This window comes from Ensifer soli (assembly GCF_041928815.1).
GTDB lineage: Bacteria > Pseudomonadota > Alphaproteobacteria > Rhizobiales > Rhizobiaceae > JBHFEI01.
In genome coordinates this window covers 106316-129419 of the sequence record NZ_JBHFEI010000012.1, presented here as the reverse complement: position 1 = coordinate 129419, position 23104 = coordinate 106316, and the positions used below count along the sequence as shown (strand labels likewise).

Annotated in this window: 16 protein-coding genes; 12 read left to right on the top strand and 4 right to left on the bottom strand. The window is 68.2% G+C overall.

What is annotated here, in order from left to right; translation table 11 throughout:
- Window positions 1-5: 5 nt before the first annotated feature.
- On the bottom strand, window positions 6-1616 hold the full coding sequence (locus tag ACEVQ6_RS18110) for a phosphoenolpyruvate carboxykinase (RefSeq protein WP_374890441.1): 1611 nt from the start codon (window positions 1614-1616) through the stop codon (window positions 6-8).
- Window positions 1617-1941: 325 nt separating this feature from the next.
- On the opposite strand from ACEVQ6_RS18110, the gene ACEVQ6_RS18105 reads away from it, so the two are divergent.
- The 12 genes from ACEVQ6_RS18105 (at window position 1942) to trxA (ending at window position 19709) form a co-directional block, all read left to right on the top strand.
- Window positions 1942-2667, top strand: a complete 726-nt coding sequence (locus ACEVQ6_RS18105) for a response regulator transcription factor (protein WP_374890440.1) — start codon at window positions 1942-1944, stop codon at window positions 2665-2667.
- Between the two features lie 61 nt (window positions 2668-2728).
- Window positions 2729-4561, top strand: a complete 1833-nt coding sequence (locus tag ACEVQ6_RS18100; RefSeq protein ID WP_374890439.1) for a stimulus-sensing domain-containing protein — start codon at window positions 2729-2731, stop codon at window positions 4559-4561.
- Complete coding sequence (locus ACEVQ6_RS18095; protein ID WP_374890438.1) at window positions 4558-5013, top strand: HPr kinase/phosphorylase; 456 nt, start codon at window positions 4558-4560, stop codon at window positions 5011-5013. Before ACEVQ6_RS18100 ends, ACEVQ6_RS18095 begins: the two co-directional genes overlap by 4 nt.
- 141 nt (window positions 5014-5154) lie before the next feature.
- Window positions 5155-5556 carry a PTS sugar transporter subunit IIA gene (locus tag ACEVQ6_RS18090; protein ID WP_374890437.1) on the top strand — a complete coding sequence of 134 codons (402 nt, stop codon included), beginning with the start codon at window positions 5155-5157 and terminating at the stop codon, window positions 5554-5556.
- A complete protein-coding gene (locus ACEVQ6_RS18085; protein ID WP_374890436.1) occupies window positions 5553-5846 on the top strand; it encodes an HPr family phosphocarrier protein in 294 nt (97 codons plus the stop codon). Before ACEVQ6_RS18090 ends, ACEVQ6_RS18085 begins: the two co-directional genes overlap by 4 nt.
- Window positions 5847-6013: 167 nt before the next feature.
- Complete coding sequence (gene ahcY, locus ACEVQ6_RS18080) at window positions 6014-7414, top strand: adenosylhomocysteinase (protein WP_374890435.1); 1401 nt, start codon at window positions 6014-6016, stop codon at window positions 7412-7414.
- Between the two features lie 401 nt (window positions 7415-7815).
- A complete protein-coding gene (locus ACEVQ6_RS18075; RefSeq protein ID WP_374890434.1) occupies window positions 7816-10302 on the top strand; it encodes a PAS domain-containing sensor histidine kinase in 2487 nt (828 codons plus the stop codon).
- Window positions 10302-11792, top strand: coding sequence for a tRNA (adenosine(37)-N6)-threonylcarbamoyltransferase complex ATPase subunit type 1 TsaE (gene tsaE, locus ACEVQ6_RS18070; RefSeq protein WP_374890433.1), 1491 nt, complete (start codon window positions 10302-10304; stop codon window positions 11790-11792). The genes ACEVQ6_RS18075 and tsaE overlap by 1 nt, the downstream gene beginning before the upstream one ends.
- Before the next feature lie 27 nt (window positions 11793-11819).
- Window positions 11820-12557 (top strand): nucleotidyltransferase family protein, encoded by a 738-nt coding sequence (locus ACEVQ6_RS18065; protein ID WP_374890432.1) that lies wholly within the window; start codon window positions 11820-11822, stop codon window positions 12555-12557.
- A gap of 1 nt (window position 12558) precedes the next feature.
- Complete coding sequence (gene addB / locus ACEVQ6_RS18060; RefSeq protein WP_374890431.1) at window positions 12559-15735, top strand: double-strand break repair protein AddB; 3177 nt, start codon at window positions 12559-12561, stop codon at window positions 15733-15735.
- Window positions 15725-19276 carry a double-strand break repair helicase AddA gene (gene addA / locus ACEVQ6_RS18055; RefSeq protein WP_374890430.1) on the top strand — a complete coding sequence of 1184 codons (3552 nt, stop codon included), beginning with the start codon at window positions 15725-15727 and terminating at the stop codon, window positions 19274-19276. Before addB ends, addA begins: the two co-directional genes overlap by 11 nt.
- 109 nt (window positions 19277-19385) lie before the next feature.
- Window positions 19386-19709 (top strand): thioredoxin, encoded by a 324-nt coding sequence (gene trxA, locus ACEVQ6_RS18050; protein WP_374890429.1) that lies wholly within the window; start codon window positions 19386-19388, stop codon window positions 19707-19709.
- Between the two features lie 195 nt (window positions 19710-19904).
- Here the strand turns inward: trxA and ACEVQ6_RS18045 are convergent, their stop codons facing one another.
- Genes ACEVQ6_RS18045 through trpA form a run of 3 tightly spaced genes read right to left on the bottom strand, consistent with a single transcriptional unit; the run spans window position 19905 to window position 23100 of the window.
- The gene (locus ACEVQ6_RS18045) at window positions 19905-21248 is read right to left on the bottom strand and encodes a bifunctional folylpolyglutamate synthase/dihydrofolate synthase (protein ID WP_374890428.1); all 1344 of its coding nucleotides are present in this window, start codon (window positions 21246-21248) and stop codon (window positions 19905-19907) included.
- A 41-nt stretch (window positions 21249-21289) separates the two neighbouring features.
- Entirely contained in the window at window positions 21290-22204 is a 915-nt protein-coding gene (accD, locus tag ACEVQ6_RS18040; protein WP_374890427.1) for an acetyl-CoA carboxylase, carboxyltransferase subunit beta, read from the bottom strand.
- 56 nt (window positions 22205-22260) lie between these two features.
- The gene (trpA, locus tag ACEVQ6_RS18035; protein WP_374890426.1) at window positions 22261-23100 is read right to left on the bottom strand and encodes a tryptophan synthase subunit alpha; all 840 of its coding nucleotides are present in this window, start codon (window positions 23098-23100) and stop codon (window positions 22261-22263) included.
- Window positions 23101-23104: the final 4 nt, after the last annotated feature.

Here is a 23104-nt window from a genome sequence, read left to right as displayed (position 1 = left end):
GCGCCTTATTCCGCGGCGATGCGCAGGCCCGGCGCCGCGTCGCGCACGCTGCCGTCGACATGGGATTCGAACTTGGCAAAGTTCTCGATGAACATCCCGACGAGGCGGGCGGCCTGCTGGTCGTAGGCGGCACCGTCGGCCCAGGTCGAGCGCGGATCGAGGATGCGGGCGTCGACGCCCGGAACAGAAACCGGCACGGCGAAGCCGAAATGCGCGTCCGTGCGGAAGCGGGCGGCGTTCAGCGAGCCGTCAAGCGCGGCGGCGAGCAGCGCCCGCGTCGCCTTGATCGGCATGCGATGGCCAGCGCCGTAGGCGCCGCCGGTCCAGCCGGTATTGACCAGGAAGCAGGTGACGCCGTGGTTGGCGATCAGGTCGCGCAGCAGGTTGCCGTATTCGGAGGGGTGGCGCGGCATGAAGGGGGCGCCGAAGCAGGTGGAGAAGGTCGCCTCGGGCTCGGTCACGCCTTTTTCCGTGCCGGCGACCTTGGCGGTGTAGCCGGAGAGGAAGTGGTACATCGCCTGTTCCGGCGTCAGCCGGGCGATCGGCGGCATCACGCCGAAGGCATCCGCCGTCAGCATGATGATCGTCTTCGGATGGCCGGCGGTGCCGGTCGCGCTCGCATTCGGGATGAAGTCGAGCGGATAGGCGCAGCGGGTGTTTTCCGTGAGCGAGCCGTCGTTGAAGTCGGGGACGCGGTTCTCGTCGAGGATGACGTTCTCGAGCACGGTGCCGAAACGGCGCGTGGTGGCGAAGATCTCCGGCTCGGCCTCGGCCGAAAGCCGGATGGTCTTGGCGTAGCAGCCGCCCTCGAAATTGAAGATGCCATGCTCGCCCCAGCCGTGCTCGTCGTCGCCGATGAGGGTGCGGGCGGGATCGGCCGACAGCGTCGTCTTGCCCGTGCCGGAGAGGCCGAAGAACACGGCGGCATCGCCGGAAGGACCGACATTGGCCGAGCAATGCATCGGCATGACGCCTTTCTTCGGCAGCAGGTAGTTCAGCGCCGTGAACACCGATTTCTTCATCTCGCCGGCATAGGAGGTGCCGGCGATCAGCACGAGGCCGTTGACGAAATCGCAGGCGATCACGGTTTCCGTGCGGCATTCGTGGCGGGCGGGATCGGCCTTGAAGCCGGGCAGGTCGATGATGGTCAGCTTCGGCACGAAGGTGGCGAGCGCCTCGCGGTCCGGCCGGATCAGCAGGTTGCGGATGAACAGCGAGTGCCAGGCGAATTCGGTGACGACGCGCGAGGGCAGCGCATTTTCCGCGTCCGCGCCGCCGATCAGGTCCTGCACGTAGAGCGACTTGCCCCTGGCATAGTCGAGCATGTCGGCACGAAGCAGGGCGAAGGCGGCAGGCGACATCGCCCGGTTGTTCTCCCACCAGATCTCGGGCGCGGTCTCGGCGTCGCGGACGATGAACTTGTCCTTCGGCGAACGGCCGGTGTGCTGGCCTGTCAGCGCACGCAGAGCGCCGTGGGCGGTCAGTTCGGCCTCGCCGTTGCGAATCGCCTCCTCGACGAGGGCGGCGGCGCCGAGATTGTAGCGGACCGTGCCGAGGTCGGAGAAACCGGCGAGATCCAGCCCACAGGCGGCATTGCGAATACCATGTTCGGTCATGCGCGTATCGTCCCCTCAGTGTCGGAGTGCTTCGATGCCGCGGACGATAACCACAGTCCTGTGCGATGCACAAGAGGAATCAACGCTAAAACAATAATGATTTCAGTATATTAATCGATTTAAATTATAATACAATAATTTAAATCGTTTGAATCGCGTACCCTTTCCCGGGGAAACCGCGCCCTCCCCGCCGCCGCCTGCCGCCTGCAGATTCGCCTTGCCACAATTTGTTCCAGCTTTATCCTCAAGAGAACCCTGCCCACCCTTCGTGCGCCGTCCCGCCCGCCCGGCGGGACGCAGGGACCCATGCGGAGCTACTGATACGATGCAGACCATCGCCCTTGTCGACGACGACCGTAACATCCTGACCTCCGTCTCGATCGCGCTCGAGGCCGAGGGCTACAAGGTGGAGACCTACACGGACGGCGCCTCGGCACTGGAGGGCCTGCTGGCGCGCCCGCCCCATCTCGCGATCTTCGACATCAAGATGCCGCGCATGGACGGGATGGAGCTGCTGCGTCGCCTCCGGCAGAAGTCCGACATCCCCGTCATCTTCCTGACGTCGAAGGACGAGGAGATCGACGAGCTCTTCGGCCTGAAGATGGGCGCCGACGATTTCATCACCAAGCCCTTCTCGCAGCGCCTGCTGGTCGAGCGGGTCAAGGCCATCCTGCGCCGCGCCGTCAACCGCGAGGCCGCCTCACAGGCGGCTCCGCAAGGGGCGAAATCGGCCGAAGCGCAGGCGCGCTCGCTCGAACGCGGCCAGCTCGTCATGGACCAGGAGCGCCATACCTGCACCTGGAAGAACGAGCCGGTGACGCTGACGGTGACCGAATTCCTCATCCTCCATTCGCTGGCGCTCCGGCCCGGTGTGGTGAAAAGCCGTGACGCGCTGATGGACGCGGCCTATGACGAGCAGGTCTATGTCGACGACCGCACCATCGACAGCCACATCAAGCGGCTGCGCAAGAAGTTCAAGATGGTGGACAACGACTTCGACATGATCGAAACGCTCTACGGCGTCGGCTATCGCTTCCGCGAAGCGGCCTGACGACCAAGACGGGACGCCGGCCTGCCCCTGATACGGACGGCGGGGGCGAGGGAAGGACGGAATGCGCGTGCCAGACTTGGCCGGAGACACGGTTGCCGGGGAGATCGGCGTGAACGGTCGCGCCGACGCCGCCGACGGCGAGTTTCGCGAGCGCCGCCGCGGTCGGCGCTGGGGCCATCCCTTCACGCTGATCCGGCGGATCTTCGGCAATGCCGTCTTTTCGAGCCTCACCCGCCGTATCGTCTTCTTCAACCTCGTGGCGATCCTCGTCCTCGTCGCCGGCATCATGTATCTCAACCAGTTCCGCGAAGGCCTCATCGACGCCCGCGTCGAGAGCCTGCTGACCCAGGGCGAGATCATCGCCGGCGCGATCGCCTCCTCCGCCTCCGTCGACACCAACTCGATCACCATCGATCCGGAAAAGCTGCTCGAGCTCCAGGCCGGCCAGAGCATCACGCCGCTGCCGAAGGACGAGGATCTCGAGTTCCCGATCATCCAGGAACGTGTGGCGCCGATCCTTCGCCGGCTCATCTCCCCGACGCGCACCCGCGCCCGGCTGTTTGACGCGGATGCCGACCTGCTGCTCGATTCGCGCCATCTCTACACGGGCGGCCAGGTGCTGCGCTTCGATCTGCCGCCGATCGAACCCGAATCGGCCGGCATCCTCGAACGGCTGAACGCGCTCTTCAACCGCATGCTGCAGCCGGGCGACCTGCCGCTCTACCGCGAGCCGCCCGGCGGCAACGGGTCGATCTATCCGGAAGTGACCAATGCGCTGACCGGCGTGCGCGGCGCGGTCGTCCGGGTCACGGAAAAAGGCGAGCTGATCGTCTCGGTCGCCGTTCCCGTGCAGCGCTTCCGCGCCGTGCTCGGCGTCCTGCTGCTGTCGACGCAGGCCGGCGACATCGACAAGATCGTCCATGCCGAGCGGCTCGCGATCATCCGCGTCTTCGGCGTCGCCGCCCTTGTCAACGTCATCCTGTCTGTGCTGCTGTCGAGCACCATCGCCAATCCGCTGCGCCGCCTGTCGGCGGCGGCGATCCGGGTGCGGCGCGGCGGCGCCAAGGAGCGCGAGGAGATCCCGGACTTTTCCTCGCGCCAGGACGAGATCGGCAACCTGTCGGTGGCGCTGCGCGAGATGACGTCGGCGCTCTACGACCGGATCGATGCGATCGAGAGCTTCGCCGCCGATGTCAGCCATGAGCTGAAGAACCCGCTGACCTCGCTCCGGAGCGCCGTCGAGACCCTGCCGCTGGCGAAGAACGAGACGTCCAAGCAGCGCCTCGTCGACATCATCCAGCACGACGTGCGCCGGCTCGACCGGCTGATCAGCGACATCGCCGACGCCTCGCGCCTCGACGCGGAGCTCGCCCGCAGCCATGCCGACACGGTCGACCTGGAAAAGCTGCTCTCCAATCTCGTCGACATTTCCCGCGAGATCCGCAGCAGCAAGAAGCCGGTGGAGCTGCGCTTCGTCGTCGACCGCAAGGACAATCCGAAGGGCGCCTTCCTCGTCAGCGGCCACGAGCTCAGGATCGGCCAGATCATCACCAACCTGATCGAGAACGCCCGCTCCTTCGTCCCGGAGACCGGCGGGCGCATCACCGTGCGGCTGAAGCGCTCGCGCAACCGCTGTGTCGTCTGTGTCGACGACAACGGACCGGGAATCCAGGCCGAGAACATCGACCGGATCTTCGAGCGCTTCTACACCGACCGCCCCGACAGCGAAGGGTTCGGCCAAAACTCCGGCCTCGGCCTGTCGATCTCGCGCCAGATCGCCGAGGCCCATGGCGGCACGCTCAGGGCGGAAAACCTCTATGCCGCCTCACCGGACGAGGAGCGCGTGGTCGGCGCGCGCTTCGTCCTGATCCTGCCGGTCGAAGCGCAGACGTGAGCGGAGAAGGGATCAACATCCACGCCTCGGCGGTGGTCGTCGGCACCTGCGGCCTCTTGATCGTCGGACGCTCCAGCAGCGGCAAGTCGACGCTGGCGCTGGCGCTTGTCGATGCGGCGGTGAAGGCCGGCGAGTTCGGCGCGCTCGTCAGCGACGACCGGGTCGACATCACATTCGCCGGCGGACGGATCGTCGCCAGGGCGCCGGCAACGATCCGTGGCCTCGCCGAGATCCGCGGCGCCGGGATCGTGCGCGTCGAGACCTGCCCCGCAGCCGTCCTGCATCTCGCGATCCGGCCGGTCGACCCGTCGCAGGAGGCGCGGCTGCCGCCCGAGGAGGAACGCTTCGCGATCGTCGCGGACCGGACGCTGCCGCTTGTCCGCCTGCCGCATGCGGCCCGCGATCCGCTGGCGGTCCTTCGCCGTCTGCTGCCCGGCCCTGCGCGTTCGTGATCACAGAGGCGCGAATTCCGCCGTTTTGCCCTTGCACTTCGGCTTTTCCTTGCCAAGATGTCCGCCCCGACGGTGGACGAAGTTGCTGCATTGCGATATTCCGCCACGAAAAGAGTGCAGACGCATTTGGAGCGAGACACCATGATCGGACTTGTGCTTGTCACCCACGGCAAGCTGGCTGATGAGTTTCGACTGGCTCTGGAGCATGTCGTCGGTCCGCAGAAGGCGATCGAGACCGTCTGCATCGGCCCGGAAGACGACATGGACCAGCGCCGGCAGGACATCATCGACGCGGTGGAACGGGCACGCAGCGACAATGGCGTCATCATCCTCACCGACATGTTCGGCGGCACGCCGTCCAATCTCGCGATCTCCGTGATGAAGAGCGGCACGGTCGAGGTGATCGCCGGCGTCAACCTGCCGATGCTGATCAAGCTCGCCGGCGTGCGTGCCGAAAGCCCGATGGACAAGGCCCTCGTCGACGCCTCCGAGGCGGGGCGCAAATACATCAACGTCGCCAGCCGCGTGCTGAGCGGAAAATGACGGGCGCCAGCGATCCGATGTCCCTCAGCCGTGAACTGCTGATCGTCAACAAGCGCGGCCTGCACGCGCGTGCCTCCGCCAAGTTCGTCCAGACCGTCGAGGGTTTCGAGGCGGAGATCAGCGTGTCGAAGGACGGAATGACCGTCGGCGGCACCTCGATCATGGGGCTGATGATGCTCGCGGCCTCGCCCGGCTGCACGATCTTCGTCACCGCGAGCGGCCGGGAGGCGGAGCAGGCGATCGAGGCGCTCGACGTGCTGGTGCGCGACCGTTTCGGCGAAGAGATGTGAGCGCCGACATAAACATATAAAGACTTCTTTATATCGATATTGATTGCCTGCCGGCTTGCTGCTACAAGACCGGCCAGACCGCGCTCGTGACCGATGCGGAGCGTCGCGCGCCGGATGATGCGGCGACCGGATGACCGGGCGCGACTTAGACCTGCCTGGAGATTTTCATGACCACCACAAACGACTATCACGTCGCCGACATCGCTCTTGCCGATTTCGGCCGCAAGGAAATCGACATCGCCGAAACCGAAATGCCGGGACTGATGGCCTGCCGCGCCGAGTTCGGCGCGTCGCAGCCGCTGAAGGGCGCGCGCATCACCGGCTCGCTGCACATGACCATCCAGACCGCCGTGCTGATCGAGACGCTGGTGGCGCTCGGCGCCGAGGTGCGCTGGGCCTCGTGCAACATCTTCTCGACGCAGGACCATGCCGCCGCCGCGATCGCCGCCAGGGGTATCCCGGTCTATGCCGTCAAGGGCGAGACGCTCGAGGACTACTGGACCTACACCGACAAGATCTTCCAGTGGGCAGATGGCGGCCTCTCCAACATGATCCTCGACGATGGCGGCGACGCCACCATGTACATCCTGCTCGGCGCCCGCGCCGAGGCCGGCGAGGACGTGCTGTCCAATCCCGGTTCGGAGGAGGAGGAAATCCTCGTCGCCCAGATCCGCAAGCGGCTCGCCGCCTCGCCGGGCTGGTTCACGAAGCAGCGCGACGCGATCCGCGGCGTGACGGAAGAGACGACCACCGGCGTCAACCGGCTCTACCAGCTCCAGGCCAAGGGCCTGCTGCCCTTCCCGGCGATCAACGTCAACGATTCCGTCACCAAGTCGAAGTTCGACAACAAGTATGGCTGCAAGGAATCGCTGGTCGACGGCATCCGCCGCGGCACCGACGTAATGATGGCCGGCAAGGTCGCCGTCGTCTGCGGCTATGGCGATGTCGGCAAGGGCTCTGCCGCCTCGCTGCGCGGCGCCGGCGCCCGCGTCAAGGTGACGGAGGTCGATCCGATCTGCGCGCTGCAGGCGGCGATGGACGGCTTCGAGGTCGTGCTTCTCGAGGATGTCGTCGCAACCGCCGACATCTTCATCACGACGACCGGCAACAAGGACGTCATCCGCATGGACCACATGCGCGAGATGAAGGACATGGCGATCGTCGGCAATATCGGCCATTTCGACAACGAGATCCAGGTCGCGGCACTGCGCAACCTGAAGTGGACCAACATCAAGCCCCAGGTCGACCTGATCGAGTTCCCGAAGGGCAACCGGATGATCCTGCTCTCGGAAGGCCGGCTGTTGAACCTCGGCAACGCCACCGGCCACCCCTCCTTCGTCATGTCGGCTTCCTTCTCCAACCAGGTGCTGGCGCAGATCGAGCTCTTCACCCGCGGCGCCGACTACAAGAACGAGGTCTTCGTCCTGCCGAAGCACCTCGACGAGAAGGTCGCCCGTCTGCATCTCGAAAAGCTCGGCGCCAGGCTTACGGAGCTCTCGAGCGAGCAGGCCTCCTATATCGGCGTGACGCCCCAGGGTCCGTTCAAGGCTGAACACTACCGCTATTGATATTTATCCAGCTAATCCACAAGATATGGAGACCGCCCTCTTGACCCCAAGAGGGCGGTTCTTTTTTTGCCCGCATCTTTGCGCCGAATCGGCAAAGCATTATGGTTAATGTGTCGATTCGAAACGCGTGGACGGACCACAAGCGGCGCGCCGGTCTCCGGCGATGTGTCCCGTCCTGGCACGACCAGGCACCCGCGGCTTGCCGGACCCGTCAGGTCCACAAGCCTCGCGCAGCCATGGACGGCTAGACGTCTCGAATGGACCTGTGCGTGCCCTCCCGAAAGCGGCCGGCGAGGCATCGGACAGAGCGACTGACACGGGGGTTTGCAACGACCGTCTGCGCGGGTGACCGCGCATGCCGTCCGCTTGCGCACGCCCCGCACCACGGGGACGAGCAGACGATGCAGACAGGGCCTTCGAGACGCGGCACGACCAGGCGCAGCCTTTCGGCCTTTTTCAGGTCCACGACCGCGGCTTTCGCGCTCGGATCGGTCGCAGCCCCCGCCTTCGCCGCCGTCGACGGCATCGTCACCGGCGCGATCTTCCGCTCGACCGAGGTCATCGCCTTTTCCATCGTCTTCGGCGGCATCTCCGCCGCGATGCTGTCCGCCCTCTGGATGATCCGCCAGCGCGGACGGGCGGAAAGCGAGAACCGCAGCCTGCGCGGCGCGATGTCGGATGCCCGCCACAGGATCGGCCGCCTCCAGGCGCTGATCACCGAAAAGGACCGGCGCATCGTCGTCTGGGACGGGCTTTCCGAACGGCCGGAATTCCTCGGGCAACTGCCGGCGGAGACCGGCGCGCCGCAGGACGACCGCGATTTCCTCGCCTTCGGCCGCTGGCTGAAGCCGGCCTCCGCCCAGACGCTCGAAAGCGCCATCGACCGGCTGCGCTCGGCCGCGCAGAGTTTCGACCTGATCGTCGAGACCGGGCGCAACGAGGTGCTGGAGGCGCAGGGCCGCGTCTCCGGCGGCGAGGCCTTCGTCCGCTTCGTCGCGCTCAGCAACCTGCGCGAGGAACTCGCCGCGCTGAAGCTCGAACGCGACCGGCTCAGCGCCGCGCTATCGAATTTCCACGGCCTGATGGACGCCGTCGACATGCCGGCCTGGATCCGCGACGCCGACGAGCGGCTCGTCTGGGTCAACGACGCCTATGCCGACGCCGTCGAGGCGTCCGAGGCGCAGATCGCCGTCGAGGAGGGGCGCGAGCTGCTCGCCGCCGCCCAGCGCGAGCGCATCCGCAGCCAGGCCACCTACGAATCGCCGTTCCGCGAGCGCCTCTCCACCGTCGTGCGCGGCAATCGCGGCTTCTTCGACGTCGTGACGATCCGCACTCCCTCCGGTGCCGCCGGCATGGCCGTCGACGTGTCCGATGCCGCGGCGATCCGCGAGGAGCTCGACCGGACGCTGAAGAGCCATGCCGAGACGCTCGACCATCTGGCGACCCCCGTGGCGATCTTTGACGGCGACCAGCGCCTGCAATTCTACAACCAGGCCTTCCAGAGGCTCTGGGATCTGCCGCTCGGCTTCCTCGACGGCAGGCCGGACAACGGCGCCCTGCTCGAACGGCTGCGCGCCGCCGGAAAACTGCCGGAGCTTCTGAACTGGAAGCAGTGGAAGGACAACGCCCTGTCGATCTACCGGGCAGTCGACACGCAGACCGACCTCTGGCACCTGCCGAACGGCCAGACGCTGCGCGTCTTCGCCACCGCCCGGCCGCAGGGCGGTACGACCTGGGTCTTCGAGAACCTGACGGAAAAGGTCGATCTCGAGACGCGCTACAACACGCTGGTCCAGGTCCAGGGCGAGACGATCGACCATCTCTCCGAAGGCGTCGCCGTCTTCGGGCCGGACGGCCGCATCCGGCTCTCCAATCCCGCCTTCCGCGCGCTCTGGGGCGTCACCGAGGCGCAGGCCGCGCCCGGCACCCATATCCGCGCGATCGAACAGGCCTGCGGCGCCTCTTACGACCAGCCGGACGGCTGGAAGCGCTTCGCGCAGCTGATCACCAGCTTCGACGACGAGCGCGCCTCCGACCACGGCATCCTGGAATTGCGCACCGGCCTGATCCTCGACTTCGCCGTGATCCCGCTGCCCAACGCCCAGACCATGCTGACCTTCGCCAACATCACCGACAGCGTGCGGGTCGAGCGGGCGCTGACGGAGAAGAACGAGGCACTGCGTCTGGCGGACGCGCTGAAGAACGACTTCGTCCAGCATGTCTCCTACGAGCTGCGCTCGCCGCTCACCAACATCATCGGCTTCGCGGATCTCTTGAAGACGCCGACCTTCGGCACACTGACGCAGCGCCAGGCCGAATATATCGACCACATCTCCACCTCCTCTTCCCTGCTATTGACCCTCGTCAACGACATCCTCGACCTGGCGACCGTCGATGCCGGCATCATCGAGCTGGATTTCTCTGAATTCGCCCTCGACGATTTCCTCGACGAGGTGACGCTGCACATGTCGGGCAAGCTGCAGGAAAGCGGTGTCACGGTGCGCATCGTTGCGCCGGAGACGCTCGGCACCTTCGTCGCCGACCACCAGCGGCTGAAGCAGATCCTGATCAAGCTCCTGACCAATGCCACCAATTTCGCCCCCGAAGGCAGCCTGATCACGCTGACCTGCCGCCGCGACGGTGCCGATTTCGTCTTCTCCGTCGCCGACAACGGGCCCGGCATCCCGAAGGACGTGCTCGACAGCGTGTTCAACCGCTTCGAAAGCCACGGCAAGGCCGGCGGCGCCGGCCTCGGCCTGTCGATCGTCGAAAGCTTCGTCGCGCTCCACCACGGAACCGTGGCGATCGACACGGCTCCCGGACGCGGCACCACCGTCACCTGCCGCATTCCCTCGGCCGAGCGCACCTCCGTCGTGGCGGCGGAGTGATGGCACCGGTCCGGCTTTTCCTGGCAGACGCCGCGGCGACCGACCGCCTCGCCGAAGGCCTGGCGCTGGCGCTGAAGCGGGGGGATTGCGTCGGGCTTTCCGGCGATCTCGGCGCGGGAAAGACGACGCTCGCCCGCGCGCTGATCCGGGCGCTCGCCGAAGACGACGACCTCGAGGTTCCGAGCCCGACCTTCACCCTCGTGCAGACCTATGAGGGCCGCATCCCGGTCGCTCATTTCGACCTCTACCGCCTGTCCGATGCCTCGGAGCTCGACGAACTCGGCCTCGACGAGGCGCTCGCCGACGGCCTCTGCCTGGTCGAATGGCCGGAGAGGGCGGCGGAGCGGCTGCCCCGGGACCGGATCACGCTGTCGTTCACCCATCGGGGCGACGGCCGCGACCTGCTGGTGGAAGGACCGGAAGCAGCGCTGGCGCGGATCGCCCGCAGCCTTGCGATCCGCGGCTTCCTCGACCGCGAGGGGCTTTCCGGGGCCCGGCGCTGTCATCTGAGCGGGGACGCCTCCAGCCGCGCCTACGAGCACGTCATCGCGGATGGAACACCGTCGCGCGTGCTGATGGATGCCCCGAGGCTCGCGCCCGGCCCGATCCTCGAAGACGGAAAATACTACCAGCAGATCGCCCATATCGCCGAGGACTGCCGACCCTTCGCCGCCGTCTCGGCGGGCCTTCGCGCCGCCGGGCTGCATGCCCCGGCCGTTCTCGCCGCCGACCTCGATCAGGGCATCCTGCTTCTCGAGGACCTCGGCGCCGAGGGCATCGTCGATGCGGCCGGCCGGCCGATCGTCGAACGCTACGAGGCCGGCATCGATCTCCTCGCCCGGCTGCATGCGGCGCCCTTCCCGCGGACGCTGCCGCTTCCCGACGGCACCCGCCACCGGATACCGGACTTCGACCCCAAGGCGATGGCGATCGAGACGAGCCTTCTCCTCGACTGGTATCTGCCCTCCATGCGCGGCGCTCCCCCGACCGACGCGGAACGGCAGGCCTACCGGGCGATCTGGTCGGCGCTGATCGCGGCGGCCGGCACGGCCGAGACCAACCTCCTGCTGCGCGATTTCCACTCGCCGAACATCCTCTGGCAGGCGGGCGCGACCGGCACCGACCGGGTCGGCCTCATCGATTTCCAGGATGCGATGATCGGCCCGACCGCCTATGACGTCGCCTCGCTGACGCAGGACGCGCGCATCGACATGCCGCCGGACCTGACGGCGTCCCTCGTCGACCGCTATATCGCCGCGCGCAGGGAGAACGGTCCCTTCGACGAGGCCGCCTTCCGCCGCGACTGGCATCTGATGGCGGCGCAGCGCAACTGCAAGCTCGCCGGGATCTGGGTGCGGCTGAAGGAGCGCGACGGGAAGTCCGCCTATCTGCGCCATCTGCCGCGCACGCTCGCCTACCTGAAGACGGCCCTTTCCCACGAGACGCTCGCACCCTTGCGCGACTGGTGCGCAAAGGCTGAAATCCTCTGAGGCAGAATCACACGGGATGAGGACCTGATGCCGATCAGCAACGCAATGGTGCTTGCCGCCGGCCTCGGCACGCGGATGCGGCCGATCACCGACACCCTGCCGAAGCCGCTCGTGCCCGTCGCCGGGCGGCCGATGATCGACTATGTGCTCGACCTTCTCGCCGGGGCGGGCGTCACCACCGTTGTCGTCAACGTCCACCATCATGCCGACCGGATGGAGGCCCATCTCGCGGCCCGCACGGCGCCGCGCATCCTCATCTCCGACGAGCGCGCCGGGCTGATGAATTCCGGCGGCGGCCTCGCCAGGGGACTGAGACTGCTGCCGCCGGGTCCGGTCCTCGTCATGAATGCCGATCTCTTCTGGGTCGATGAACCGGCGGGAAAACCCGGCAATCTCGCCCGCCTCGCCGATGCTTTCGATCCGGCGGCGATGGACATGCTGCTGCTCTGCGTCCCGCCGGAGCGCACGACCGGCCACAATGGCAAGATCGATTTCTCGCTCGCGGCGGACGGCCGGCTCACCCGCCATGCCGGGGGCGCCGGCGGCGCCCCGGTCGTCTATGCCGGCGCGATCGCCATGACGCGCGACCTGCTCAACGACGCTCCGGCGGACGCCTTCAACCTCAACCTCTATTTCGACCGGGCAATCGCCGCGGGAAGGCTTCATGGACGGATGCTGGAGGGCGAATGGATCACGGTCGGCACGCCGGAGGCGATCGAAGCGGCCGAAGCGGTGATCGCCCGGCATGCCGGAGGGACGGACTGAGATGGCAACGGAGGCGGCGGCCGGCAATGTCCTGACGATCCCGCCGGGCCTGCCATTCCTGAGGACGCTGGCGCAGGCGCTCTGCGACGGAAGGCTGGTCGAGGGCTATCGCCATGACGGGTCGGATCCCCTGTCGCTCGCCGGCATCACCCTCTTCGTGCCGACGCGGCGCGCCGCCCGCGTGCTGCGTTCCGAATTCGTCGATTGCCTCGGCGGGCGCTCGGCGATCCTGCCGGTGATCCGCGCGCTCGGCGAGACCGACGACGACAGCGGCTTCTTCGACGCGGACGTGCCGATCCTCCTCGACCTTGCGCCGCCGCTGCCGAACGCCGCCCGGCTGATCGAGCTCGGCCGGCTGATCCTTGCCTGGCGCAACCGGCTTCCGGCGGCGATCACCGCCGTCCATGCCGAAAGCCCGCTGATCGCCCCGGCAAGCCCCGCCGACGCCCTCTGGCTCGCGCGCAATCTCTGTGAGCTGATCGACGCGATCGAGACGGAAGAGGTGGACTGGTCGGCGCTCGACCGGCTCGAGGCGGGCGAGCACGCGCTCTGGTGGGAGCTGACGCAGGAATTCCTCGGCATCGCCCGCGTCTACTGGCAGGATCGCCTCGTCGAGCTCCGGCGCTCCTCGCCGTCGCGCCACCGCAATGCCGTGCTCGACGCCGAGACGGAGCGGATCGCCACGCGCCCTTCCGACGGCCCGGTCATCATCGCCGGCTCGACCGGCTCGATCCCCGCCACGGCGAGCCTGATCGCCGCCGTGCAGAAGCGGGATGACGGCGTCATCGTCCTGCCCGGCCTCGACCAGGACATGACAGACGCGCAGTGGACGGCGCTTGCGACCGAACAAGCGGATGGGCGGTCGGAGACATCCGAGCGCAGCCATCCGCAATACGGCCTCTTCCGGCTGCTCCGCCGCATGGGCGTCCCGCGCCACGCGGTGCGCGCGATCGGCGCGGCCCCGGACGATCTTGCGCTGCGCCAGACGCTCGTTTCCGCCGCCATGCTGCCGTCGGAGGCGACCGACCAGTGGCCGGACGTGATGCGCGGCGTCAACGCCGATGCGCTTCAGGCCGCCTTTGCCGGCGTCACCCTGATCGAGGCCGCCGCCGAGCGCGAGGAGGCGACCGCGATCGCCGTTGCGCTCCGGCTGGCGCTCGGCGAGGAGACGGAAAGCCGCGCCGCGCTGGTGACGCCGGACCGGGATCTCGCCCGCCGCGTCGTCGCCGAGCTCCATCGCTTCGGCATCGAGGCCGACGATTCCGCCGGAACCCCGCTCGCCGAGACACCGCCCGGCACGCTGGCGATCCTCGCGACCGAGGCGGCGCTGCGGCCCGGCGATCCGGTGGCGATCGCCGCCCTTCTCAAGCATCCGCTGCTGCGCCTCGGCCTGCCGGCAGAGGCTGTGCGCGCCTCCGCCGGCGTCGTCGAGCGCGTGGCGCTGCGTGGTGGAACGCGCGCGATCGAGATCGGCGAGCTCGAACCGCTGCTGGCGGCGCGCTGGGCTGCGGAAAGCGCCGAGCGGCACCGGACGGAATGGCGCGGCGACATCACCGACGCGTCGATCGCTGGCGCCGCCGATCTCTGCCGCCGGCTCGCCGCCGCCATCGAGCCGCTCGCCTCGGCGCTCGGCACGCTCGGGCGGGGCGGCCGGCCGCTATCGGCCGAGCTGCCGCTTTCCGACTGGGCGACCCGCACCGGCCGCGCCCTGGAGGCGATCGCGATCGACGCGCGCGGCGACCTCGCTGGACTGTGGGGCGGCGAGGCGGGCGAGGCGCTTGCGGGCTTGTTCCAGACCGTCATCGAGACCGATGGCCAGATGCAGGCCGATGGATCGCAATGGTGCGACATCGTCGTGGCGCTGATGACGGGCGAAGCGATCAAGCCGCCGGCGATGCGCCATCCGCGCGTCTTCATCTTCGGCGCGCTCGAATCGCGGCTGCAGAGCGTCGACACGATCGTGCTCGGCGGGCTCAACGAGGGCGTCTGGCCGCCGCAATCGGCGAACAACCCCTTCCTGTCGCGCGCGATGAAGATCGCGATGGGGCTGGAGCCGCCCGAACGGCGCATCGGCCAGCTTGCCCACGACCTGCAGATGGCCGCCGGCACCCGGCAGCTCGTGCTCACCCGGGCGCTCCGGCAGGGCGGCGCGCCGACGGTCGCCTCGCGCTGGCTGCAGCGGCTGATGGCGCTCGGCGGGCAGGCCCTCTCGGAGCCGATGCGCGCGCGCGGCGCCGCCTACCGCCACTGGGTCGCCGCGCTCGACGACCGGCCGGCGGAACCGCGCGCCGAGCGCCCCGCCCCGCGCCCGCCGGCCGAACGCCAGCCGCTCACCTATTCCTTCAGCGAGATCGCGCGGCTGAGGCGCGATCCCTACGCCGTCTATGCCCGGCGCATTCTCCGGCTGCAGCCTGTCGGCGCCTTCACCGTGGAGCCAGGGGCGTCGGAGCGCGGCACGCTCTATCACCGTGTCGTGGAACGCTTCGTCAGCGCCGGCATCGATCCGGCGTCGGCAGAGGCGGAAGCGGCGCTGAAGCGGCTGATCCGCGAGGCGCTCGACTCCCATCCGCTGCCGCCCCATGCCGACCATCTCTGGCGGTTGAGGCTCGGCGCGGTCGCCGACGCCTTCCTCGACTGGGAACGCCGGCGCCGGCCGACGCTCGCCGCCTCCCGCACGGAAGTGCCGGCGACGATGGCCGTCGGCGTCGGCGAGATCCGCCTGACCGGGATCGCCGACCGCATCGACCTCCTGCCGGACGGCCGCGCCGTGCTGATCGACTACAAGACCGGTTCCAGCCCCTCGGAAAAGGAGGCGCGCGCCCTGCTCGACCCGCAACTGCCGCTGGAGGCGGCCGTGCTGAAGGCGGGCGGTTTCCGCGGCCTCGGCCGGCACGTCGCGGCGGAGCTCCTCTATGTCCGGCTGAAGCCCGGCGAGCGCTTCGACGTCACCGCGGTCAACAACGAGGCGAAGAAGGGCGGCCGGTCGGCGGACGATCTCGCCGATGCGGCGCTTGCCGAACTGCGCAAGCTGCTCGACGCGCTCCTGAGCGGCCGCCACGGCTTCGCCTCCCGGCTGATCATGCAGAGGCAGCGCGACTGGGGCGGGGAATACGACCACCTCGCCCGGGTCGCCGAATGGTCGACCGACGACGGGGAGGAGGGCGGCGATGACGCCTGAGGAAACGGCCGCGACGACGGCCTGGCTCGGCCGCACGGCGGAACTGCAGCGCACGGCCTCCGATCCCGCGGGCTCCGCCTGGGTCTCGGCCAATGCCGGCTCCGGCAAGACCCATGTCCTGACCCAGCGCGTGATCCGGCTGCTGCTCGCCGGCGCCCGCCCCTCGGCGATCCTCTGCCTCACCTATACCAAGGCGGCGGCCTCGGAAATGTCGAACCGCGTCTTCGCCGAACTCGGTCGCTGGGTGACGCTGGACGACGAGGAACTGTCGCTGCGGATCGCGGCGATGGAGGGGAAGGCACCCGACGCGATCACGCTGCAGACGGCCCGGCGCCTGTTCACCAAGGCGCTCGAAACGCCGGGCGGCCTGAAGATCCAGACGATCCACGCCTTCTGCGAGGCGCTGCTGCACCAGTTTCCGCTGGAGGCCAATGTCGCCGGCCACTTCTCCGTTCTCGACGACCGCGCCTCCGCCGTGCTGCTCGCCGAGGCCCGCCGGCTGCTGCTGACGGCCGCGGCGAGCGAGGAGGACCCGGCGCTGGCGGCGGCCTTCGCCACGGTTCTCGACCTCGCCGACGACACAGGGCTCGAAAGGCTGCTGGCGGCGATCGTCGAGAAGCGGAGCGATCTCGGGCGTTTTCTCGATCATGCCCGGCGCGGTGCCGGCCTTGCGGCGACCCTGCGTGCCGGCCTCGGCATTGCGGTCTCGGAAACGCTGGACACGGCGCAGGCGCGCGCCTGGCCGCTGGACGGGCTCGAGGGGCCGGACTTCGACGCCTATGTCGCGATCGCGCGCGAGAAGGGCGGCAAGACCGTCCTCGATGTCGTCGAGACGCTCATGGCGGCGCGGCACGCCGCCACGCCGGCGGAGCGCTATCGCCTGCTGATCGCGGCCTTCTATTCCGGCGGCGACAGGCCGAAGCCGCGCGCCGACGGCGCCTTCTTCTCGAAGGCGATGCTGAAGGCCGATCCCGCGATCGAGGAGCGGCTCGGACGCGCCCGCGCCCGGATGGAGCGCTGCCGCCGCGCGGTCGATCTCTTCCATCTCTTCACCGCGACGGAAGCCGCGCTGACGCTCGCCGACCGTTTCCGGCACGACTACGAGGACCTGAAGAAGAGCCGAAGCCTGCTCGACTTCGACGACCTCGTCGAGCGCACCGCGCGTCTGCTCCTGCGCGGCGACGCCGGCGCCTGGGTGCACTACAAGCTCGACCAGGGCATAGACCACATCCTCGTCGACGAGGCGCAGGACACGAGCCCGGTGCAATGGGACATCATCGGCTCGCTCAGCGACGACTTCTTCGCCGGCGCCTCGGCCCGCCCCAGCCGGCGAACGATCTTCGCCGTCGGCGACGAGAAGCAGTCGATCTACTCCTTTCAGGGTGCGAGGCCGCAGCGTTTTCACGAGGAGCGCCTGGCGACGCAGGCGAAAGTCGCTGCCGCCGGGCTCGATTTCCACTCCGTCCGGCTGCAGCTGTCGTTCCGTTCCACCGAGGACGTTCTGTCGGCCGTCGATGCCGTCTTCGCCGATCCCGGCCATGCGCGCGGCGTCTCGGCCTCCGGCGAGCCGATCGTGCATGCCTCGAACCGGGTCCGCCAGCCGGGGCAGGTGGACCTCTGGGAGATGATCGCGCCCGCCCCGTCCTTGACGGACGAGGAGGACTGGACCGCCGCCTTCGACGCGATCCGCGAGAATGCGCCACCGAACCAGCTCGCCCAGCGCATCGCCGCCATCCTCGACCAGTGGATCGGCCGCGAGACGATCGCGACCCGCGACGGCGTGCGGCTGATCGAGCCGCGCGACGTCATCGTGCTGGTGCGCAAGCGCGACGCCTTCGTCAATGCGCTGACGCGGGCGTTGAAACGGCGCGGCACCATCCCCGTCGGCGGCGCCGACCGGCTGGTGCTGACGGGGCACATCGCCGTGCAGGACCTGATGGCGCTCGGCCGCTTCGCGCTGCTGCCGGAGGACGACCTGTCGCTCGCCGCCGCCTTGAAAAGCCCGCTCTTCCGCCTGAGCGAGGAGGAGGTCTTCACGCTTGCCGCCGGGCGGGGCGAGGGCGAAAGCCTCTGGGCCCATCTCGGACGCCAGGCGAGGGATGCGGACGGCCCGCTCGCGACGGTCCTGCAGCGTCTCGACGGCATCGTCGCCCTCGCACGCGACGCCGCGCCCTTCGATCTCTTCGCCGCGATCCTCGGCCCCGGCGGCGGCCGCGCGGCCTTCCTCGCCCGGCTCGGCAGCGAGGCGAGCGACATTCTCGACGAATTCCTCTCCTTCGCGCTCGCCCAGGAAAAGGCCGGCCTTCCCGGCCTGCAGGCCTTTCTTTCCGGGCTGGAGATGGAGGCGCCCTCGATCAAGCGCGAGCAGGACAAGGGCCGCAACGAGGTGCGCATCATGACGGTGCACGCGGCCAAGGGGCTCGAGGCGCCCGTCGTCTTCGTCGTCGACAGCGGCGGCAGGGCGCACGTGCCGCAGCACCAGCCCGGGCTGAGGCTGGTTCCGGGTGCAGGCAGCATCGACATTCCGGTCTGGCGCGCGCCCGGGGCACCGGCCGCGGAGCCGGTCGAGGCCGACACCGCCGCCCAGAAGCAGCGCGCCGAGGAGGAATATCGCCGTCTCCTCTATGTCGCCATGACCCGCGCCGCCGACCGTCTGGTGATCTGCGGCTATCGCGGCAAGACCGATCCCGGCGAAACCTGGCACGGCATGATCGGGGCCGGCCTTGGCGCCGACACGAAGGGTTTCCTCGCGCCGCACCGCTTTTCCGCCGGCGGGCTCGAATGGGACGGCGCGCGCTGGCGAAACCCGGCGCTCGGGCCGCAACCGGCGCCAGCCGAGAGGACGGTCCCCGATGCCTGCGCCGCCGCGCCGCTGCCCGCGCTTCTGTCCATCCCGCCCCGGGAGCCACCGCACCTGCCGCGACCGCTGGCCCCGTCGGGCGCCGGTGTCATGATCGACGACACCGATGCCGAGCGGATCGTGACGTCGCCGCTCTTCGGCGAACCGGAGCGACGCGGCCTGGCGCTGCAACGCGGCGCCATCCTCCACCGCTTCCTGCAGGTGCTGCCGACGCTTGCCCCCGAGGAGCGCCGGCCGGCGGCCGAACGCTATGTCGCCCGCTCGGTCCCCCATTGGCCGGAACGCGAGAGGCAGGCCGTCGTCCGCTCGGCGCTCGCCGTGCTCGACATGCCGGAGGCGCGCCCCCTTTTCGAAGGCCGCAGCCGCGCCGAGGTGTCGGTGATGGGCACGCTGACGCTCGGACGGCGCGCCTTCGCCGTTTCCGGCCGCATCGACAGGATCGCGGTGACCGCCGAAGCGGTAACAATCGCCGACTTCAAGACCGACCGCCACGTGCCCGCTTCGGCGGAAGCGGTGCCGGAGACGTACCGCGCCCAGCTCGCCATCTACCGGGCGCTGATGCAGCCCCTCTATCCGGGCCGCCGCGTCGACGCCCTTCTCGTCTTCACCGAGGGGCCCCTCGTCTGCGCCATTCCGGACGAACATCTCGACCGCAGCCTTGAAGCGCTTGCGACAAAGTGAGATACCCGGCATTGAAAAGGCCGGCCCCACCCCTCACATCTGATGAAACGTCGCCGCGCCGACATTGTCCGTCTTTCACCATCCCGCTTTCCAGGCAAGGAGCATGCCCATGGCCACCGTCAAAGTCGATGCCACCAATTTCAACGAGGAAGTGCTGAAGTCCGCCGAGCCCGTGGTCGTCGATTTCTGGGCCGAATGGTGCGGTCCGTGCAAGATGATCGCGCCGAGCCTCGAAGAGCTCGCCAACGAGTTCGCCGGCAAGGTCAAGGTCGCGAAGCTCAACATCGACGAAAATCCGGAGCTCGCCGCCCAGTACGGCGTCCGCTCGATTCCGACGCTGGCGATGTTCAAGGGCGGCGCCGTTGCCGACATCAAGGTTGGCGCCGCGCCGAAGACCGCGCTGACGAACTGGATTTCGACCGCAGCCGCGTAACGCCTGCGCCACTTAAAGCGTGTCGCGATCTTTCAGATTCGCTCTTACGCTTTAGGTTTTTGGTTTTACGCGTGTCTTTTCGCAAAGCCGCTGCACACCTTCGCGAGACACGCTCTAGATGAAAAGCCCGGCCGGATCCGTTCCCGCCGGGCTTTTCTTTGTCCCTGTTTTTCTTTGTCCGTGACGGAGAGCGTGTCAGGTGGGCGGCGTGCCGTTCAGCGCTAGCACCTCGCCGGCGAGATAGAGCGAGCCGCCGATCAGGATGCGCGGCGGCACCGTGTCGGCGCTGGTGAGCGCGGCGATCGTCGCAAGCGCATCCCCGACACTGTCGCAGGCGGTCGCCTCCAGCCCCGCGGTCGCCGCATCAAGGGCGAGCGCCGCCGGATCGAGCCCGGCATCGGACTGCTCAACCGGCACGGTGAAGACATGCTCGGCCAACCCCCGGAACGCCTCGAAATAGCCGACCGGTTCCTTTGTGTTGATCATGCCGGCAACGAGAAAGAGCGGGCGCGGCTCGCGCTCCTCGAGGTTCGCCATCGCCTCGGCGATGACCTGGCCGGCACCCGGATTGTGCCCGCCATCGAGCCAGAGTTCCGCGTTTCGCGGCGCCATGGCGATGAGATGGCCGCTGGTCAGCCGCTGCATGCGGGCCGGCCATTCGACGGTCGTCAGACCCTGTTCGATCGCGCGTTCCGAGACGTCGAAACCCGCCATCCGCACCGCGCGGATCGCGGCCGCGGCATTGGCATACTGGTGCCGGCCCGGCAGGCGCGGCAGCGGGAGGTCCATCAGGCCGGATTCATCCTGGTAGATCAGCCTGCCATGCTCCTCATACGCCAGATAATCCTGGCCGTAGACGGAGAGAGGGCATCCGAGCCGTTCCGCCGTGGAGACGAGCACGTCGCGCGCGCCGTCATACTCCTGATGGCCGATGACGACGGGGACGCCGCGCTTCATGATGCCTGCCTTCTCCGCCGCGATCAGTTCCACCCGGTCGCCGAGGAAGGCCTGGTGATCGAGCGAGATCGGCATCACCACGCTCACCGCCGGCCGGTCGATCACATTGGTGGAATCGAAACGTCCCCCGAGCCCGACCTCGATGATCGCGGCATCGGCGGGATGCTCGGAGAAAAGGACGAAGGCGACGGCGGTCAGGAGCTCGAAGACGGTGATCGCCTCGCCGGCATTCACATCGGCAACCCGGCGCACCGCCTCGGCCAGCACCGCGTCCGCCACCAGCAGGCCGCGCCCGCCGGCCCGGCCGAGGCGGTAGCGTTCGTGCCAGTTGACCAGATGCGGGGACGTGTCGACATGGACGGCAAGGCCCTCCGCCTCGAGAATCGCCCGGGAAAAGGCGGTGACCGATCCCTTGCCGTTGGTTCCGGCGACGTGGATCACCGGCGGCAGGCGGCGCTCGGGATGGCCGAGCGAAGCGAGAAGCCGTGTGATGCGTCCGAGGGAAAGGTCGAACCCTTTCGGATGCAGGCCGAGCAGCCGTTCGATCTCGCCCGCCGCCTCGCTGGATTTAAGGAGTGTCATCGGCTGCGTCTCCTGCGTCTCGGGCGGGCGGGGGCAGGCTCTCAGGCGGCCGGCACCAGCGCCTGCGATGCTTCGCCGGATTCGGAGACGACCATCGCTTCGCCGGCCGGCTCGCGCGTCAGGATCTTCAAGAGCCGGGCCAGCGTCGGAGCGATATCGTGGCGCTTGACGACCATGTCGACCATGCCGTGCTCCAGCAGGTATTCCGCAGTCTGGAACCCCTCCGGCAGCTTTTCGCGGATGGTCTGCTCGATCACCCGTTTGCCGGCAAAGCAGATCTCCGCCCCGGGTTCCGCGATGTGGATATCGCCGAGCATGGCGTAGGACGCGGTGACCCCGCCGGTCGTCGGATTGGTGAGGACGACGACATAGGGAAGGCCCGCCTCCTTCAGCATCTGCACGGCGACTGTGGTGCGCGGCAATTGCATCAGCGACAGGATGCCCTCCTGCATGCGGGCGCCGCCCGACGCCGGGAAGATCACCAGCGGGCAATGCTCCGCGATCGCGCGCTCGAAGGCCTTGACGATCGCCTCGCCCGCGGCGATGCCGAGCGAGCCGCCCATGAAATTGAACTCGTGCACCACGGCAACCAGCTTCAGCCCCTCGACGGTGCCGACGCCGGCGACGATCGTATCTTCCAGATCGGTCTTGACCCGGCTGTCGCGCAGGCGGTCGGTATATTTCTTCGAATCCCGGAACTTCAGCGGGTCCTGCGCCACCTTCGGCTGTGGCAGCGAATCGTAGGCGCCGTCATCGAACAGCGTCTTCAGCCGCGCCTTCGCCGGCATCTTCATATGGTAGCCGGATTGCGGGATGACCCAGAGGTTCTCCTCGAGATCCTTGTGGAAGACCATTTCGCCGGTTTCAGGGCACTTGATCCAGAGGTTTTCGGGAACCTCGCGCCGGCCGAGCATCGAGTTGATCTTCGGCCGGACATAATTGGTGATCCAGTTCATCGCAAGCTCCTCTGGCGCGCCCGGCGCCTGGACCGGGCGATCTCCATATGGGATCCCTATTCGGCCGCCTCAAGGCGAGCGGCGCGGACGCCGGCGGCAAGACTGCGCACCAGCGCCTCGACGCCGGGAATGGTGGCTTCCGTCGCCTTGCCGTCGGCGGCGAGGCTGGAGGCGATCTGGTTGACGATCGCCGTGCCGACGACGACACCGTCGGCCGCAGCGCCGATCGCCTGCGCATGCTCGGCCGTCTTGACGCCGAAACCGACGCAGACGGGCAGGTCGGTATGGGCCTTGATGCGGCCGACGGCGGCGCCGATCAGCGACGGATCCGGCAGCGCCGAACCGGTGATGCCGTTCATCGAGACGTAATAGACGAAGCCGGAGGTGTTCTGCAGCACCTTCGGCAGACGCTTCCCGTCCGTCGTCGGCGTGGCGAGACGGATGAAATTGACGCCCTTCCTCAGGGCGGGAAGGCAGAGTTCGTCGTCCATTTCCGGCGGCAGGTCGACGACGATCAGTCCGTCGATGCCGGAGGCCAAGGCATCGTCGAGGAAACGCTCGACGCCGTAGATGTAGATCGGGTTGTAATAGCCCATCAGCACGATCGGCGTATCCGCGTCGCTCTCGCGGAAGCGCCGCGCCATCTCCAGCGTCCGCTTCAGCGTCTGACCGGCCTTCAGCGAGCGCTGGCCGGCAAGCTGGATCGCCGGGCCGTCGGCCATCGGATCGGAAAAGGGCATGCCGAGCTCGATGACGTCGGCGCCGGACAGGGCCAGCGTCTTCATGATCGAAAGCGAGGTCTCGAATTCCGGATCGCCTGCCATGAAATAGGTGACGAGCGCCGGGCGGCCCTCGGCGCGCAGTGCCGCGAAACGTTGATCCATGCGTGCGGTCATCGGT

Bases quoted from the DNA above. Each gene is read 5' to 3' on its own strand.
- ACEVQ6_RS18110 (WP_374890441.1), bottom strand. From the start codon at position 1,616: ATGACCGAACATGGTATTCGCAATGCCGCCTGTGGGCTGGATCTCGCC.
- ACEVQ6_RS18105 (WP_374890440.1), top strand. From the start codon at position 1,942: ATGCAGACCATCGCCCTTGTCGACGACGACCGTAACATCCTGACCTCC.
- ACEVQ6_RS18100 (WP_374890439.1), top strand. From the start codon at position 2,729: ATGCGCGTGCCAGACTTGGCCGGAGACACGGTTGCCGGGGAGATCGGC.
- ACEVQ6_RS18090 (WP_374890437.1), top strand. From the start codon at position 5,155: ATGATCGGACTTGTGCTTGTCACCCACGGCAAGCTGGCTGATGAGTTT.
- ACEVQ6_RS18085 (WP_374890436.1), top strand. From the start codon at position 5,553: ATGACGGGCGCCAGCGATCCGATGTCCCTCAGCCGTGAACTGCTGATC.
- ahcY (WP_374890435.1), top strand. From the start codon at position 6,014: ATGACCACCACAAACGACTATCACGTCGCCGACATCGCTCTTGCCGAT.
- ACEVQ6_RS18075 (WP_374890434.1), top strand. From the start codon at position 7,816: ATGCAGACAGGGCCTTCGAGACGCGGCACGACCAGGCGCAGCCTTTCG.
- tsaE (WP_374890433.1), top strand. From the start codon at position 10,302: ATGGCACCGGTCCGGCTTTTCCTGGCAGACGCCGCGGCGACCGACCGC.
- ACEVQ6_RS18065 (WP_374890432.1), top strand. From the start codon at position 11,820: ATGCCGATCAGCAACGCAATGGTGCTTGCCGCCGGCCTCGGCACGCGG.
- addB (WP_374890431.1), top strand. From the start codon at position 12,559: ATGGCAACGGAGGCGGCGGCCGGCAATGTCCTGACGATCCCGCCGGGC.
- addA (WP_374890430.1), top strand. From the start codon at position 15,725: ATGACGCCTGAGGAAACGGCCGCGACGACGGCCTGGCTCGGCCGCACG.
- trxA (WP_374890429.1), top strand. From the start codon at position 19,386: ATGGCCACCGTCAAAGTCGATGCCACCAATTTCAACGAGGAAGTGCTG.
- ACEVQ6_RS18045 (WP_374890428.1), bottom strand. From the start codon at position 21,248: ATGACACTCCTTAAATCCAGCGAGGCGGCGGGCGAGATCGAACGGCTG.
- accD (WP_374890427.1), bottom strand. From the start codon at position 22,204: ATGAACTGGATCACCAATTATGTCCGGCCGAAGATCAACTCGATGCTC.
- trpA (WP_374890426.1), bottom strand. From the start codon at position 23,100: ATGACCGCACGCATGGATCAACGTTTCGCGGCACTGCGCGCCGAGGGC.